A 16,260-nucleotide genomic window follows, 5' to 3' on the forward strand; every position below is an offset into this window, starting at 1 on the left:
ATTTATTCCAAAAGATAAAGAAATATTCAGCAAAAAAAATTTTACAAAGGGTTGCCTTTTTCAATAAATTTCGTATACTAATACGAGTGGTAGTAAACAGGAAGTTTACTATTAGAAAACTTCGATTCGGAGGAAATTATGGAAATTGGTGAGAAGTTAAGAAATTTGCGCATCCAAAAGAATTTGACACAAGAAGAACTAGGCGAACGCACAGATTTGTCAAAAGGGTATATTTCCCAGTTGGAACGAGATTTAAGTTCACCATCAATGGAAACATTCTTTTCTATTCTTGAAGTCTTAGGTGTGACTCCAGAAGAATTTTTTCATCAAGAAGCAGCGAATCTGCAAGTGGTTTATTCAAAAGAAGATCATACGGTTTATTTCGATGAAGAAAACGGGTATGAATTGGAATGGCTCGTGGCTGATTCGAATGAAAAAGAAATGGAGCCTGTCTTGCTGACTTTTGAAGGTGCAGGAGAATATAAGACGTTTGAACCTTCATTATCTGAAACGTTTATTTTTGTATTAGAAGGGGAATTAGAGTTAAGCTTAGGAGAGACGGTCTATGTGGCAAAAGCAGGACAGTCGATCTATTATCAAGCGACAAAACAACATCAATTAAGGAATCATCTCAAAAAACGAACAAAAGTATTGATTGTTGCAACGCAATCATATTTGTAATATAGGGGGTAAAAACGTGGGGAAACCAATCATTTCATTTGATCAAGTAGTGAAACGCTATGATGATGAAACAGTATTAAAAAAAGTAAGTTTTGAGATCGAACAAGGAAAATTTTATACACTGCTTGGTCCTTCCGGCTGTGGCAAAACAACGATCCTACGTATTATAGCTGGATTCACCGAAGCTACAGAAGGGGACATCTATTTTGAAGGGAAACGGTTGAATGATTTGCCAGCTAATAAGCGACAAGTAAATACAGTCTTCCAAGATTATGCACTTTTTCCTCATATGAATGTTTTTGATAACGTTGCTTTTGGATTGAAGATCAAGAAAATGTCCAAATCAGATATCGAAAAGAAGGTAAAAGATGCTTTGCGTATGGTCCAGCTTCCTGGATACGAAAAACGGGAGATCAGTGAAATGTCTGGTGGTCAAAGACAGCGTGTAGCGATTGCACGAGCAATTGTAAATGAACCGAAAGTATTGCTACTAGATGAACCGTTATCGGCGCTTGATTTGAAACTACGTACAGATATGCAGTATGAACTGCGGGATCTGCAACAACGATTAGGAATCACGTTTATTTTTGTTACTCATGACCAAGAAGAAGCGTTGGCAATGAGTGATGAGATTTTTGTCATGAATAAAGGGAAAATCGTCCAAAGTGGTACACCCGTAGATATTTATGATGAGCCAATCAATCATTTCGTTGCTGATTTTGTTGGGGAGAGCAATATCGTGGACGGTGTAATGATCGAAGATAATCTAGTTGAGTTTGTTGGTAAGCAATTTGAATGTGTCGATGGCGGGATGCGTCTAAATGAACCAGTTGAAGTTGTTTTACGCCCAGAGGATTTGACGATCACGACACCAGATAAAGGAAAACTAGTCGTAACGGTCGATACTCAGCTGTTTCGTGGTGTCCATTATGAAATCATCTGTTATGATGAACAGCAAAATGAATGGATGGTCCATTCAACGAAAAAAGCTAAAGAAGGAAGCAAAGTAGGATTGGCCTTTGAGCCAGAAGATATCCATGTCATGCGTTTCAACGAGTCTGAAGAAGAATTCGATGCACGTCTTGACAGCTACGAAGAATAGGGGGGACAAGAATGAAAACAATGCGCAGGATCTATTCCGTCCCTTATATTTTGTGGATCGGTTTATTCGTGATCGCGCCTGTATTAATGATCATTTATCAATCTTTTTTTGATATGAATGGGCAATTCACGCTGAATAATTATCTATCTTATTTTACGTCGGGGACATCGCTTTCTATGACGATCAATTCTGTATGGTATGCATTTTTGATCACGTTTTTCACGCTGATCATCAGTTACCCGACTGCTTATTTTTTAACAAAACTGAAGCACAAGCAATTATGGCTGATGCTGATTATTTTGCCTACATGGGTGAATCTGCTGCTTAAAGCTTACGCATTTATTGGGATTTTCAGTGTGCACGGCAGCGTGAATCATTTCTTTGATTTTATCGGGATCGGGCCGAAACAGATATTATTCACAGACTTCAGTTTTCTGTTCGTGGCAACGTATATCGAGATTCCATTTATGATTATGCCAATTTTCAATGCATTGGAAGAGATGAATCCTTCTTTGATCAGTGCTAGTAGAGATTTAGGCGCGAATAGCTTTGAGACCTTCCGACGAGTGATTTTTCCGTTATCATTAAATGGTGTGAAAAGTGGTGTCCAAGCAGTATTTATTCCTTCTCTTTCTTTATTCATGCTGACTCGTCTGATTGGCGGAAATCGGGTGATCACTTTAGGAACGGCTATCGAACAGCATTTCTTGGTTACACAAAACTGGGGGATGGGTTCTACAATCGGTGTGATTTTAATCATTGCTATGTTCATCGTGATGCTCCTGACAGGCGAGAAGAAAAAAGGAGGTCGCTCATAAATGAAAAAATTTAAATGGTCGTATCTTTATTTAGGGATTGTTTTTTTATTCTTATATGCACCGATCTTCTATCTGATTTTTTATTCCTTCAATGAAGGAGGAACGATGAACAGCTTTACAGGATTTACTTGGGAAAATTATGAAGCTGTTTTTGAAGATACACGTTTGATCATTATCGTATTGAATACGTTCATGCTGGCTTTCTTATCTGCATTGATCGCCACGATCATCGGGACATTTGGGGCTATGGGGATCTATTACACGAAGAAACGACGTGCACGGACAGCGTTGTTGAGCATGAATAACATCTTATTAGTCTCTCCTGATGTTATTATCGGTGCTAGTTTCTTGATTTTCTTTACACTACTAGGATTCGGATTAGGTTTTCAGAGTGTATTGCTTTCCCATATTGCTTTCAGCATTCCAATCGTCGTCTTGATGGTCTTGCCAAAATTGCAGGAAATGAACGATTCAATGGTTGATGCGGCTAGAGATCTTGGTGCTAATAATTTCCAAGTAGTCAAAAATATCATTTTGCCTTATCTTTCTCCAGGAATCATAGCTGGATATTTTATGGCATTTACCTATTCTCTTGATGATTTTGCGGTTACGTTTTTCGTCACAGGAAATGGCTTTACGACGCTCTCAGTAGAGATTTATTCTCGTGCAAGACAAGGAATCAGTTTAGAAATCAATGCGCTAAGTGCGTTAGTTTTCTTGTTCTCCATGATATTGGTCATTGGATACTACTTCATTAGTAAAGAAAACCGTCCAAAACGGCTGAAGAAAAACAGAAGAGTACGCGAGGGGGTGGCACGGCTGCGATGAAAAAATTACAATCTCTGTTTTTAGGTATTCTCATCATTATTGCGGTGCTGCTGCTTGGTGTTCGTCAACTTGAAAAAACAAGTGGCATGAGTGGAGCAAAGGTACTTACCATCTATAACTGGGGAGATTATATCGATCCTAGTTTGATCACGAAATTTGAAAAAGAATATGGATACAAAGTGAATTATGAAACATTTGATTCTAATGAAGCGATGTTCACAAAAATCCAGCAAGGTGGGACAAACTACGACATCGCTATACCAAGTGAATATATGATCCAAAAAATGATCAAAGAAAAACTAGTACTTCCATTAGATCATTCGAAGATCAAAGGATTAAATAATATTGATCCACGATTTTTAGACTTGGATTTTGATCCAGATAATCAGTATTCGATTCCATATTTTTGGGGAACTTTAGGGATCGTATATAACGATAAATTCTTTGATGCAGATCAAATTAAGCATTGGGATGATTTGTGGAAGCCGGAATTAAAAGACAGTTTGATGCTGATTGACGGTGCACGAGAAGTTATGGGGCTTTCTTTGAATAGTTTAGGCTATTCTTTGAATAGTAAGAATATGGCACAGCTGACAGAAGCAGCAAATAAATTGAATCATTTAACGCCAAATGTCAAAGCAATCGTGGCAGATGAGATCAAAATGTATATGATCAATGAAGAAGCCTCCGTGGCAGTGACATTTTCTGGCGAAGCTGCCGATATGATGTGGGAAAATGAACATTTACATTACGTAATCCCACCAGAAGGTTCCAATCTTTGGTTTGATAATATCGTTATGCCAAAAACCGTGAAAAATAAAGAAGGTGCCTATGATTTCATCAACTTTATGCTAGAACCGGAAAATGCGGCACAAAATGCAGAGTATATTGGTTATTCTACACCAAATGAAAAAGCAAAAGCGTTATTGCCAAAAGACATTTCGTCGGATGAACAATTCTATCCATCTGATGACACGATCTCCCATCTTGAAGTCTACGAAGATCTAGGATCGAAATACCTAGGCATCTATAATGACCTATTCTTAGAATTCAAGATGTATCGGAAATAGCGAGAAAATAAGCAAATTTGCATAACTATAATAAAAAGGACTTAGTTTTGATGGGAAATTTTTCAAAATTAAGTCCTTTTTTATGTGGTTGAAACGGGTATGATCATTTTAAGGAAGTGATCTAAGATGAAAGGATGACTGAACAATTATCATATTAGAAAAGCTTTATTGTATTCCACAAACAAATTACTAAGAATAACAAATTAGTTTTTGTTTGTTCTTATTCCCTATTGACTTTTCTTTCAAACATGCTATTCTAATTTTATTCTAATAGTATCCGATGAGAAGGAAAGTAGACAGAAAATGGTTCAAGAGAGGCTTTGGTTGGTGTAAAAAGCTAGAAGTTGACTGTCGAAAATGGCCTTAGAGGATTTTTTGTCGAAAGGTAGGCAAAAACGAACAGTCTTTCGTTACCAAGACCACTGATTTTATTGTCAGGCTGAGAGAAAGAATGTTTTTTCTGAAAAAAGGTGGTACCACGAGTATAATCGTCCTTTTACTAGTATTTGCTAGTAAAAGGATTTTTTTTTACAAAAAAACAAAGAAAAGAGTGAGTGAAATGAGTAAAAATAGACCATTTACAGTAGATCATGTCGGAAGTTTCTTACGCCCGCAATCGATCAAAGAAGCAAGAAAAAAAGTTCAAGAAGGCTTACTTTCAAAAGAAGAACTTCGTGCAATCGAAGACCAGGAAATAAAAAAATTAGTGGAAGACCAAAAAGCAGTCGGCATCAAAGGAATTACAGATGGTGAATTTCGGCGTGGATTTTGGCATCTTGATTTTTTAGAAGAACTAAATGGTATCGAAGGCTATGTTCCAGAAACTGGATATAATCAAACATTCCACGGAAAAGCAGCACCAGCTTATAATATTCGGGTAGTAGATAAATTATCTTTCAATCCAAATCACCCATTTTTAAAAGATTTTGCTTTTCTGAAAGAAGTAGTGGAAACAGATGATACTTTTGTTGCAAAAGCAACGATCCCTAGTCCCACGATGATTTTACGACAAGAGATCCTATCTAATGATGGTTCTTCAAAAATCAAGGAGATTTATCCTGATCTATCTGATTTTTATGAGGACTTGTCCTCTACTTACAAATCAGCGATTCATGCTTTTTATGAAAAAGGTTGCCGTTACCTGCAATTCGATGATACAAATTGGGCGTTTCTAGCTGATCAAACTAAAAGAGAAGCACTTCTTCAAAAAGGAATTGATCCGAAAGAAATGGCCCATATTTGTACAGAGATTATCAATAACGCACTGGAAGACAAACCAGAAGATTTGACGATCACAACACATATCTGCCGCGGGAATCACGCTTCTTCTTGGCTGTTTTCCGGTGGATATGAACCCATTGCAGAAGAGTTGTTTTCAACAAATTATGATGGTTTCTTTTTGGAATACGATTCTGACCGAGCAGGAGATTTTACTCCTTTAAGACATTGGAGTAACAAAGAAAGTAAAGTTGTTTTAGGATTAGTTACTTCTAAGTTTCCAGATTTGGAAGATACGGAGAAAACAAAAGAACGAATAAAAGAAGCACAACAATTTGTACCATTGGAAAATCTAAGTATCAGTCCTCAATGTGGGTTTGCTTCAACAGAAGAAGGAAACCATTTAACAGAAGAAGAACAATGGAAGAAAATCCAATTATTGCAGCAAGTCGCAAAAGAAGTTTGGCTATAAAAATGTGAGGCTTGGCAAAAAAAGCGTCCCAAAAAGTCGGCTTTTCATGGAGTGGAGAAATCCACTCTTTTTTATTTACCTTTTATATTATTTATTTGTTAAATAAATAGGAACAAAAAAATTAAATTACTTAATACACACATTAGGGATCATTCGTTGAAGGATTAGAAGACAACGAGGATGGCGAAAAATATGATTACAATAGAAAAGTCGTTCTAAACAAATCAGTTCCTAGTATCACACAACGTAAGCCAGTCGATTTGGTGAGATTAGAGGAGTGAAAGCAAACTTTATTACATAAGAAAAAATATTCGAAAGGGATGCTAGTTTAGGTACTAGTGCTGATAGATTAATATGATGCCTCGTAATATTAGGCGTAGTTACTCTAGAGACATCACTATGGACTATGATTTGTCTCAGAGTCACAACATGTTTTTTTATGAAAAGAAACAGCTAAAATAATTAAATTGCGCAATGTTTAAACTTTCTTAAACTATAACCTAATAAATGTGAAGAAATAATGCACAATTTCTTCACATTTATCTTCTATTCTATATACATACCAACCAACAACCCTATATACTTTTTCATTTTTACTCCTCAAGTAAAAATAACTCCTAGACCGCGGCTACCCACCGCGGTCGTTTTTTTATTCTTCAATCAAAACCGCTTTGATACCCAAACCTGCCAAGATTCGGGCAGAAGTATAAGTATTCAATCCTCTTCTGAAAGTAATATAAATTTTTTTATCTTTTGGGATTTCATTGATTCGATCTCGTAACTCATTCATTGGAATATTTTTTGTTGCCGAGATACTGCCAGAAGGTGCTTTATTAGGTTCACGTATGTCTAAAAAGAACGCTTCTTTCAAATCGTTTTCGGGTATATCACTTGCTTTGATCGTTTCTACGATATTCGTCATTTGATTGATTGCGACATAACCAGCTATATTCAACGGATCACGGGTAGTAGAATACGGTGGAGAGTAAGGCAACTCCAAATCGGGCAAATCAAAGACTGTCAAGTTTCCGGTGATCGCTACAGAAAGTTCTCCCATCCGTTTATCGACACCTTTTTCTCCAAATGCTTGTCCACCTAAAATACGACCGCTATCTGCATCAAAAATCAGCTTTAGATTTAATCTTGTAGCTCCTGGATAGAAATAGGCATGGTCAAAAGGAGTGATAAAAACAGTTTTATAATTTGTTATGCCTGATGCTTTTAGTGCATGTTCTGTCATTCCAGCATAACTTGCTGTATGATCAAAGATTTTTGCGACACCTGCACCAATATATCCGCGATAGCGCATAGGCGTACCATTTAAAATATCTGCCAACATGTGTCCTTGACGATTGGCCGCACTGGAAAGCATACTTTGGATCGGCTGACCAGTCACTACACTAGTTGTTTCGATAATATCGCCAATCGCATAGATGTCCGGAAGATTGGTTTGTAACTGGTCATCGACAATGATCTGTCCTGTATCAGATAATTTTATGCCGGCTGCTTTCACCACTTCATTATTCGGAGAAACACCAACAGCAAAAATTAGCATATCAGCAGAAAGGACGGAGCCATCTGATAATATTATTTCTCGACCTTTATCACGGATCTCAGTAACTCTTGTTTCTAAATGAACGGCTAATCCTTCTTTCAGCAATTTGTCATAAACTAAATTAGCAATTTCTGGATCATAAGGGAAAGCGACTTGTGGCAATTGATCGATTAAAGTCACGTCTAAGCCGCGATGCTTGAAATTCTCAGCTAATTCCAGACCCATAACACCTGCACCAAGAATGACGACATGTTGTGGATTTTTTTCTTCAAGGAACGATTTGATTCGATCCGCATCCGTCACACTACGGAGGACAAAGCCGTTTTCTGCTTCAAAAACTCCGGGAATATCCGGATAATCTGGTCTAGCACCAGAAGAGATGATCAACTTATCGTAATCTGTTTTTGTTTCTTCATTTGTGGATAGGTCTTTAACTGTTAATCGCTTAGTAGAAGGATCGATTGCTGTTACTTCGTGTTTAGTAAATACGTCGATGTTGTTTTTTGTTTTCAATATTTCTGGTGTACGTTCGATCAGCGAGTCACGGTCCGTGATCACACCACCTAAATAATAAGGCAAAGCACAACTTGCGTAAGAAATATTCTCTCCGCGTTCATAGATAATGATTTCGTGTGCTTCATTCAATCGACGGAAACGAGTGGCAAATGAAGGACCGCCAGCTACACCGCCAATGACAACAACTTTCATAAAAACATCTCCTTTTCTATGTTGATCGTACTATGTTATGGCAAAAAACAGCAAATAATTGTGCCGGAAAATTATTGTTTATTTTGTCAGTAGAGAAAAATAGTAAGAAAAAAGAGAACGGTTTCGCTATGTTTCTGCATAAAAAAGAAAGAGGCTATGACAACAGTGCTGTCACAACCTCTTTCCATTGGCTTTTAATTCTCGTATTCTTCTAATTCCAAGCTTAGTTCTTCCCATTCCGTCAATTTTGTTTCTTGATCTTGTCTAGCAGCTTCTAAATCTTGGTTCAGCTCATTGAGTTTTACGTGATCTTCCAGGTTTTCTGGCGCGACCATTTCTTGTTCCAACTGATCGATCCATTCATCGATCCGCGCCATTTCTTCTTCAACCTGAGTAATTTTTCGTTGAAGGCTACGGATAAGCTTTTGCTGTTCTTTGCTTTGGTAATAGTCAGATTTGTTCGTGGGAGCAGGAGCAGATTCTGGCTCATCTTGTGCCAACAATTCGGCGATTTCTTCTTCTTCCTGCTTTTTCTCTAAATAATAATCATAGTCTCCTAGATAGACTTTGCTGCCATTTTCAGAGAGTTCGACGACTTTTGTCGCGATCCGATTGATGAAATATCGGTCATGGGAAACAAAAAGCAGTGTGCCGTCGTAATCGATCAATGCATTTTCTAATACTTCTTTGTTGTCAATATCTAAATGGTTTGTTGGTTCATCCAAAATCAAAAAATTTTCTTTGTTCATCGCTAATTTGGCTAAAGCAACCCGTGCTTTTTCACCGCCACTTAGCAGAGGGATTGGTTTTTCTACATCTTCGCCAGAAAATAAGAAAGCACCTAAAGCACTTCGAATCTCTTTTTCTGGAGTGGTAGGATGCTCATCCCACAATTCTGCTAGGATCGTCTTGTTTGTATGCAGATCAGCTTGACCTTGATCGTAATAGCCGATGGTGACATTTGTCCCTAGCGTTTCTTTTCCACGAATAAAAGGAATCTGGTGAATGATTGATTTCAGCAATGTCGATTTCCCGATACCATTCGGACCTACTAGAGCAATCGCTTCTTGACGACGGATATCTAGATTGATTGGTTCAGATAAGGTGACACTATCATATCCGATAGCGGCATCTTCGATTTGCAAGACTACATTTCCAGAAGGCTTTTCTATACTGAATAGAAAGTTTGCTTGTTTTTCATTCCCTTGAGGACGATCCAGTCGGTCCATTTTTTCTAATGTCTTTCTGCGGCTTTGCGCTCGTTTTGTGGTAGAGGCGCGAACAAGGTTCCGAGCAACGAAGTCTTCTAATTTATGGATTTCTGTTTGCTGCTTTTCATAAGCCTTCCATTCACTTGCTAGCTGTTCTGCTTTCAAATCTAGATACTTCGAATAGTTACCTTTGTAATGGCGCATTTTTCTTCTGCTTAATTCATAGACTTCATTGACTACTTTATCTAAAAAATAACGGTCATGGGAAACAATCAATAATGCACCAGTATAGCTTTGCAGATAATTCTCAAGCCAGGAAAGCGTCTCGATATCTAAATGGTTCGTTGGTTCATCTAGAATCAAAATGTCAGGGTGTTGCAAAAGCATGCGAGCTAAAGCTAAACGTGTGCGCTGTCCGCCTGATAAAGTATCGATTTTCTGATCATAAAATGAAGAATCGAATTTAAACCCATGCAATACGGAACGAATTTCATTTTCATAACCATAGCCGTTTCGATCTGAAAAATCGTGTTGCAGCCGGTCGTATTCTTTTAAATAAGAAGTATATGCAGGTGTGTCTGGCGTACCTTCGCTAATGAAAATCTCTAGCTCGCGCATCCGCTCTTCCATTTGTCTAACTTGTTCAAAAGCTTTCAGCATCTCGTTCCAAACTGTTTCATTGGAATCAAGTCCTGTGTCCTGAGCGAGGTATCCGAGAGTCGCTGTTTTATTTTTAGCGATCTTTCCTTCACCAGGTGCTTCAATTCCAGCAATGATCTTCAATAAAGTCGATTTTCCAGCGCCATTTCTGCCAACTAAAGCGACACGAGCGCCTGTACTAATTTCTAAATGTATGTTTTCAAATAAGACTTCTGCACCAAAATGGCGAGCAATCTGATTGGCTTGTAATAATATCATGGAATCCTCTTTTCTACTTTGTGAATTCTCCTCAAATAAAAAACTATTTTTCAATTAGTAGTCTACCATAAATTCCATTATACTGCGAGATTTGCAGAAATGATAAATAAATGAACAAAGAATAAAATTTCACAATATCTGAGCAATGGAATTGATTTTTTCCTATAAATACTGCTATGATGGAGAAATCAAAGATGTAATTAGACAATACGTGGAGGTCATTTCGTGAAAGATCATATTATTCCAAAGGCGACAGCTAAAAGACTGCCTTTGTATTATCGCTATTTAAGGATTTTAAATAATGCTGGAAAGAAAAAAGTGTCTTCAACTGAATTAAGTGAAGCCGTTCAAGTAGATAGTGCAACGATCCGTCGAGATTTTTCTTATTTTGGCGAATTAGGAAAACGTGGGTATGGTTATGATGTAGAAGATCTTATGCACTTTTTTGCGAAGACATTAAACGACGATCAATTGACAAATGTTGCGCTGATCGGTGTAGGGAACTTGGGAAGTGCTTTACTAAAATACAAATTCCATCAAAGTAATAGCATACGTATCAGTTGTGCTTTTGATGTGAATGAGGAAATCGTTGGGCGCATCGTAGACGGTATCCCCGTTTATCCAATGGAAGATATGTCAGAACAAATCAAGATCCAACAAATCGAAGTAGCAATTTTAACGATACCCGCTGAAAGAGCACAAGAAGTAGTCAATCAGTTAACGGAAGCAGGAATCAAAGGAATCTTGAACTTTACCGCTGCTCGATTGAATACTCCGTCAGATGTATTGATCCAAAATGTTGATTTGACGAATGAATTGCAAACCTTGATCTATTTCTTGCATTCTGACGCAAATGCGCATTCCGAAAATACAGCAGAATAAAAATAAAAAGCGATTGAACAAATGAAGGCAAAACTTTCACTTGTTCAATCGCTTTTTTCTGTTTGGACAACGATTATTTTGTTCGGAAGATTTCTTCATAAGAAAGGGAATCATCTTCTGCTGTCAGTTCATCTAGTAGATAACGGATTTTTTCAAAGTCGATGAACCGTGCTTGCCGAAAGACTTCTTTTCCTTGATGAAAAATCAGGACAACTGGCGCAGTCAGCACTTCAAATTTACTAGCTACTTCTGGTGTTTCAAATGCATCCAAATGAAGTGCCGGAATATCATAATGTGTGAGAAGTTCCTCTAGTCGTGGACGAACAGCGTGACAAACACTGCAATTAGGCATCGAAAGATAAATGACGGCAACGGATGATTGTTGCAGTATGTCTTGAACTTCAGTCAAGTTAGTGGTTTGTTTCATTTTTATTCTCCCTTTTATGATAGAAGTGATATGTATGAGACCTTAATTTAATGGGAATAACAGAAAAAGTCAATTGAAGTGCTTTGGTAAAAAATAAGAGTTGTGTAAAAATTTACAGAGCAACTTGTTTTTTTTTGAATAAAAGCGTATATTTGCAAAGCAAATGAACTAGAAATAAAAAGGAGGAAACTCATGTTTTCTTTTATTCCAAATTCGGTTTTGCAGATGAGTACGATTTTCTTATCGATCGTTATTGAAGCATTACCTTTCGTATTATTAGGTTGTCTTATCTCAGGCGCTTTACAAGTATTTTTGACCCCAGAACGTGTGAAGCGATGGCTTCCTGAAAATCGTATCTTCTCTATTTTTACTGGTTCGATCTTAGGATTTTTCTTTCCTTCATGTGAATGCGGCATCGTACCGATCGTTCATCAATTTGTTAAAAAAGGCGTACCAGTTCACACAGCATTTGCTTTTATGCTGACTGCTCCGATCATCAATCCAATCGTGATTTTTTCCACTTTTATCGCATTTGGCAATTCTTGGCAGATGGCAAGCTGGCGGGTGATAGGCAGCTTTTTTGTTGCCCTTGTGATTGGTGTCTGGCTTGCCTATTTTCAAAAAGACTCTGTATTGAAAGAAAAAATCACGTATAAAGTAGCAGAAAATCACCATCATCATGTCCATGAAGAAGAACAAAGTGAGAATAATGAACCAAAAAATCAGCTGATCCATCAAACTGGGCATGTGTTGACACATTCAATCGACGAATTTTTTGATACAGGTCGTTATTTGATCATTGGCGGATTAATCGCAGCTGCGATGCAGACTTATTTACCAACTAGAATTATGCTAACGCTCGGCTCAACAAAGATTTTAGCCATTATCATCATGCTGTTATTGGCCTTTACGATGTCTCTTTGCTCAGAAGCAGATGCGTTTATAGGATCTTCTTTGTTAAGTCTGTTCGGCACAGCACCTGTAGCTGCCTTTTTGGTCTTTGGCCCAATGGTCGATATCAAAAATCTACTGATGATGAAACGATATTTTACAGGACGCTTTATTTTATCGCTGATCGGACTGATTGCCCTTAGCGTTATTGGATTCACATTATTTATTTAGGAGGGAAAATATGCTGCGGTTTTTGATTTTATCTGGGTATTTCGAATTGATGATGTACTTGCAAGTTTCTGGCAAACTCGATCAATATATCAATGTCCATTATCGCTACTTAGCTATTCTTTCAATGATTTTATCTGCTCTTTTGGCTTTAGTTCAGCTGTATTTGTGGGTCAAAAACGGAAAAGCAGAGGAAAAGGCACACAAGCACAATCATGACCATGGGTTGTCAAAACCTTATCAACGTGGAATCGCTTATGTACTGCTAGCTTTGCCAGTAATCGTGGGGACGTTGTTTCCAACAGTTAGTCTCGACACTACGATCGTAGAAGCCAAAGGATTTAATTTCCCAGTAAGTAAAGAATCAGTAGGGGATCCGGAGATGCAGACACAATACTTAAAGCCGGATACCAGTATTTATTTCAACAAATCAGACTACTTAGACCAAATGAATGAGTTGAAAGAAAAGTATGGAGATAAGCAAACTATCGAGATCACAGATGAAAACTATTTAGAGGTTATGGAGCTAATTTATAATTACCCTAGCGAATTCATTGGCAAAAAAATCAGCTATGAAGGATTTGTTTACCAAACACCGAACGATAGCAATACAGATATTTTCTTGTTCCGATTCGGCATTATCCATTGTGTGGCAGATTCAGGAGTCTTTGGTTTGTTGACGCATATGCCGGAAGGAGTAACGGTTAAAAATGATGAATGGTATAAAATAGAAGGAACCATCCAATCAGACTATTATCAACCATTCAAGCGTGAAATCCCATCTGTAGTTGTTACAAACGCTGAGAAAGTCTCTGCTCCGAAAAATCAGTATGTGTATCGTTCTTTTTAAAAGAACAAAATAAATAAACATAGCTCAGACAGCTGACACGCAAGGACGTCGGCTGTCTGGCTTTTTTTGCATGATGTATTCATTTGTTTGATATTTATTTTAGAAGCAGCATCCTGAAAGTATTTGATATCGGTTTCAAAGGTGTTGGAAAAGATTGTGAAGAGAATTACAATTTATTCCTAACATGTATGTTGAAAGTTGTATGAAATGATTTTGATAGTAAAATATCGAGTGGAGGTACTTTTTATGGTAACGCGTATATTTATTTTGGATGATAGTTTGGTTTTTGAAAAAATGCTAGTAGAAATTTTGGAAGAATCCAGAATTTTATTAAGTCCTTGGAAATTTGAGATCGTTCAGGGATTGAACGTTATACAATTTGTTGAATTCATTAAAAATAATGAAATCTATTCCTCAGATATTTTTTTCCTAGACATCGATTTGAACGCCTATTATAGCGGTATCGAACTAGGAGAAATGCTTAGAGAAAAGAATGAAAAGTGTGAAATTGTTTATCTAACGTCTCATCCGAATAAAGCAATAACTGTTATTAATCGAAAGATTACGCCTAGTGGTTATTTGATAAAAGAATTCACTTATGAAAAAAATAAAAAAAGCATCCAAAGTTACTTATTGAAAGAAAAAGAAAACTATCCTGTTCAACATGCTACGAAAAAAAGGTGGACAACTGTCCGTTATGGTAATAGCGATCACTATATCCATTACGATGAAATCCTTTATCTAATGAGCATGCCAGGTTATAAAAATAAAATAGGCCTAGTATTGAAAGATGAAGAGATTCTCGTAAACGGCACAATTAAAAAATATAAAAAGTCACTCGAATATGAGTATTTATGTAAAGATTTAAAAGCTTATATCATTAATACTGAAAACATCACATCGGGAGCGTCAATAATTTTGTGTAAATAAATTGTCCTCCTGCAAAATAATTAGTTACTCAGTAAACATTGAAACTAATGTATCGGTTACCTGTTGAAAACCTTTATGGCTTCTGTTTAGAAATTTTTGATTGTATGTATCAAAAATGCTGACTAGAAAGCGTTCTAGTGATTCTTCATTTTGAAACTGCTCTTTTCTACGGCTGTATCTTTTAATTTGCTTATTGAAAGACTCGATTAGATTGGTTGAGTAAATGGTTCTACGAATGCTAGGTGGAAAATCATAAAAAGTTAATAAGTCTTGGTTTTCTATGAGTGACTGCGTCACTTTAGGATAGTTTTTCTTCCATTTCTCAATCATGCCGGATAAGAAGGTATTCGCTTCTTCTTTTGAGTTAGCTTGATAAACAGCCTTAAAGTCATCACAGATTTCTTTTCGGTCTTTGACACGTACTTTATGAGCGATATTACGAGATACATGGATACAACAATGCTGATATTTTGCTTTAGGATAAATTTGATGGATAGTATCTTTCATGCCTTTTAAGCCGTCCGTAATAAAAAGCAAGACTTCTTGAACTCCTCTGGAGTTAATATCCTGTAGCAGCTCATTCCAAACGTATGTTGATTCAGTTGGAGCAATCGCATAACTCAGTACTTCTTTAGTGCCGTCTTCTCGTATACCAATGGCAATATAAATCGCTTCTTTGGATACAGTTTGACGTTTTAGTGGAATGTAAGTAGCGTCCATAAAAATAGCGACATACTTATCATTTAAGGCTCTGGATTTAAAGGCATTTACTTCTTCAGTCAGAACTTTAGTCATGTTGGACATGGTTTGTGGAGTATAGTGATGACCGTACATTTTTTCGATCAAATCAGCAATTTCAGACATCGTAACACCTTTTTCGAATAAATGGATAATAGTGGTTTCCAATGTATCGTTTGTTCTTTTGTAGGCTGGTAAAGTTTGTTGTTTAAACTCACCATTACGATCTCTAGGTATTTCCAATGTTAATTCACCATATTCGGTTTTGATTGATCGAAAGTAAGAACCGTTTCTCGAATTACCTGAATTAAAACCAGTGCGATCATATTTTTCGTAATCTAAAAAAGCCGTTAATTCAGTCCGTAGGAGTGTGTTTATCGCTTTTTCTAAGTGCGAACGGAATAATTCATTTAAATCGCCTTTAGTGACTAGAGTTTGCACAATTTCTGTAGTAAAATCATTCATAGGGAAGTCCTCTTTTCTGTGAATTGGTTGTCGTTAACTTTATTCTACAGAAGGGACTTCCTTTTTTGTATGGATTTTTTCATTTACACAAAATATTTTATACTCTCATCACATCTATTAGCAGAGTAAACGAAATAGTAACATTTGCAAATAGAGAACAACTAGAGATGGGAAAGAGAAGTATTGATAAACTAAAGAATTTTATGTAAGAAAAGATAGAAAATGAATCATTTTAAAGAAAACAAAGACTCATATCTTACCTGTTAGA

Annotated in this window: 13 protein-coding genes, 2 pseudogenes and 1 other annotated feature; of the genes and pseudogenes, 11 read left to right on the forward strand and 4 right to left on the reverse strand. The window is 36.9% G+C overall.

What is annotated here, in order from left to right; translation table 11 throughout:
* The first annotated feature begins 138 nt into the window (after positions 1-138).
* The 6 genes from RBL01_RS03190 (at position 139) to RBL01_RS03215 (ending at position 6,189) form a co-directional block, all read left to right on the forward strand.
* On the forward strand, positions 139-681 hold the full coding sequence (locus tag RBL01_RS03190) for a helix-turn-helix domain-containing protein (RefSeq protein ID WP_002287040.1): 543 nt from the start codon (positions 139-141) through the stop codon (positions 679-681).
* A gap of 16 nt (positions 682-697) precedes the next feature.
* The gene (locus tag RBL01_RS03195; RefSeq protein WP_002287039.1) at positions 698-1,783 is read left to right on the forward strand and encodes an ABC transporter ATP-binding protein; all 1,086 of its coding nucleotides are present in this window, start codon (positions 698-700) and stop codon (positions 1,781-1,783) included.
* An 11-nt stretch (positions 1,784-1,794) separates the two neighbouring features.
* Positions 1,795-2,601 (forward strand): ABC transporter permease, encoded by an 807-nt coding sequence (locus RBL01_RS03200; protein WP_002317932.1) that lies wholly within the window; start codon positions 1,795-1,797, stop codon positions 2,599-2,601.
* Positions 2,602-3,429 carry an ABC transporter permease gene (locus RBL01_RS03205; protein ID WP_002287036.1) on the forward strand — a complete coding sequence of 276 codons (828 nt, stop codon included), beginning with the start codon at positions 2,602-2,604 and terminating at the stop codon, positions 3,427-3,429.
* Positions 3,426-4,499 carry an ABC transporter substrate-binding protein gene (locus RBL01_RS03210; protein WP_002293464.1) on the forward strand — a complete coding sequence of 358 codons (1,074 nt, stop codon included), beginning with the start codon at positions 3,426-3,428 and terminating at the stop codon, positions 4,497-4,499. The genes RBL01_RS03205 and RBL01_RS03210 overlap by 4 nt, the downstream gene beginning before the upstream one ends.
* Before the next feature lie 271 nt (positions 4,500-4,770).
* Positions 4,771-4,998, forward strand: a binding site (T-box leader).
* A 60-nt stretch (positions 4,999-5,058) separates the two neighbouring features.
* Entirely contained in the window at positions 5,059-6,189 is a 1,131-nt protein-coding gene (locus tag RBL01_RS03215) for a 5-methyltetrahydropteroyltriglutamate--homocysteine S-methyltransferase (protein ID WP_002317926.1), read from the forward strand.
* Between the two features lie 649 nt (positions 6,190-6,838).
* On the opposite strand, the gene RBL01_RS03220 is transcribed toward RBL01_RS03215, so the two are convergent.
* Together RBL01_RS03220 and RBL01_RS03225 are read right to left on the reverse strand one after the other, a co-directional pair.
* Positions 6,839-8,452: an FAD-dependent oxidoreductase gene (locus tag RBL01_RS03220; RefSeq protein WP_010728840.1), complete on the reverse strand. Its 1,614-nt coding sequence runs from the start codon at positions 8,450-8,452 to the stop codon at positions 6,839-6,841.
* Between the two features lie 194 nt (positions 8,453-8,646).
* Complete coding sequence (locus RBL01_RS03225; RefSeq protein ID WP_010728839.1) at positions 8,647-10,581, reverse strand: ABC-F family ATP-binding cassette domain-containing protein; 1,935 nt, start codon at positions 10,579-10,581, stop codon at positions 8,647-8,649.
* A gap of 225 nt (positions 10,582-10,806) precedes the next feature.
* Between RBL01_RS03225 and RBL01_RS03230 the strand changes: the two genes are divergently transcribed.
* Positions 10,807-11,463, forward strand: coding sequence for a redox-sensing transcriptional repressor Rex (locus RBL01_RS03230; RefSeq protein ID WP_002317923.1), 657 nt, complete (start codon positions 10,807-10,809; stop codon positions 11,461-11,463).
* Positions 11,464-11,536: 73 nt separating this feature from the next.
* Here the strand turns inward: RBL01_RS03230 and RBL01_RS03235 are convergent, their stop codons facing one another.
* A complete protein-coding gene (locus RBL01_RS03235) occupies positions 11,537-11,890 on the reverse strand; it encodes a thioredoxin family protein (RefSeq protein WP_002317922.1) in 354 nt (117 codons plus the stop codon).
* A gap of 192 nt (positions 11,891-12,082) precedes the next feature.
* Here RBL01_RS03235 and RBL01_RS03240 point away from each other — a divergent pair, with 192 nt between their 5' ends.
* The 3 genes and pseudogenes from RBL01_RS03240 to RBL01_RS03250 form a co-directional block, all read left to right on the forward strand.
* Positions 12,083-13,012, forward strand: coding sequence for a permease (locus RBL01_RS03240; protein WP_002317921.1), 930 nt, complete (start codon positions 12,083-12,085; stop codon positions 13,010-13,012).
* 10 nt (positions 13,013-13,022) lie between these two features.
* The gene (locus RBL01_RS03245; RefSeq protein ID WP_038809692.1) at positions 13,023-13,859 is read left to right on the forward strand and encodes a TIGR03943 family putative permease subunit; all 837 of its coding nucleotides are present in this window, start codon (positions 13,023-13,025) and stop codon (positions 13,857-13,859) included.
* A 246-nt stretch (positions 13,860-14,105) separates the two neighbouring features.
* Positions 14,106-14,762, forward strand: a pseudogene (locus RBL01_RS03250) (LytR/AlgR family response regulator transcription factor); the annotation flags it as partial.
* 51 nt (positions 14,763-14,813) lie between these two features.
* On the opposite strand, the gene RBL01_RS03255 reads toward RBL01_RS03250, so the two are convergent.
* On the reverse strand, positions 14,814-15,992 hold the full coding sequence (locus RBL01_RS03255) for an IS256-like element ISEf1 family transposase (protein ID WP_000997695.1): 1,179 nt from the start codon (positions 15,990-15,992) through the stop codon (positions 14,814-14,816).
* Between the two features lie 107 nt (positions 15,993-16,099).
* Here RBL01_RS03255 and RBL01_RS03260 point away from each other — a divergent pair.
* Positions 16,100-16,201, forward strand: a pseudogene (locus tag RBL01_RS03260) (DNA-binding response regulator); the annotation flags it as partial.
* Between the last annotated feature and the right edge of the window lie 59 nt (positions 16,202-16,260).

The organism is Enterococcus sp. SB12, assembly GCF_030910025.2.
Taxonomy (GTDB): Bacteria; Bacillota; Bacilli; order Lactobacillales; family Enterococcaceae; genus Enterococcus_B; species Enterococcus_B faecium.

Bases quoted from the DNA above. Each gene is read 5' to 3' on its own strand.
- RBL01_RS03190 (WP_002287040.1), top strand. From the start codon at position 139: ATGGAAATTGGTGAGAAGTTAAGAAATTTGCGCATCCAAAAGAATTTG.
- RBL01_RS03200 (WP_002317932.1), top strand. From the start codon at position 1,795: ATGAAAACAATGCGCAGGATCTATTCCGTCCCTTATATTTTGTGGATC.
- RBL01_RS03205 (WP_002287036.1), top strand. From the start codon at position 2,602: ATGAAAAAATTTAAATGGTCGTATCTTTATTTAGGGATTGTTTTTTTA.
- RBL01_RS03210 (WP_002293464.1), top strand. From the start codon at position 3,426: ATGAAAAAATTACAATCTCTGTTTTTAGGTATTCTCATCATTATTGCG.
- RBL01_RS03215 (WP_002317926.1), top strand. From the start codon at position 5,059: ATGAGTAAAAATAGACCATTTACAGTAGATCATGTCGGAAGTTTCTTA.
- RBL01_RS03220 (WP_010728840.1), bottom strand. From the start codon at position 8,452: ATGAAAGTTGTTGTCATTGGCGGTGTAGCTGGCGGTCCTTCATTTGCC.
- RBL01_RS03225 (WP_010728839.1), bottom strand. From the start codon at position 10,581: ATGATATTATTACAAGCCAATCAGATTGCTCGCCATTTTGGTGCAGAA.
- RBL01_RS03235 (WP_002317922.1), bottom strand. From the start codon at position 11,890: ATGAAACAAACCACTAACTTGACTGAAGTTCAAGACATACTGCAACAA.
- RBL01_RS03240 (WP_002317921.1), top strand. From the start codon at position 12,083: ATGTTTTCTTTTATTCCAAATTCGGTTTTGCAGATGAGTACGATTTTC.
- RBL01_RS03245 (WP_038809692.1), top strand. From the start codon at position 13,023: ATGCTGCGGTTTTTGATTTTATCTGGGTATTTCGAATTGATGATGTAC.
- RBL01_RS03255 (WP_000997695.1), bottom strand. From the start codon at position 15,992: ATGAATGATTTTACTACAGAAATTGTGCAAACTCTAGTCACTAAAGGC.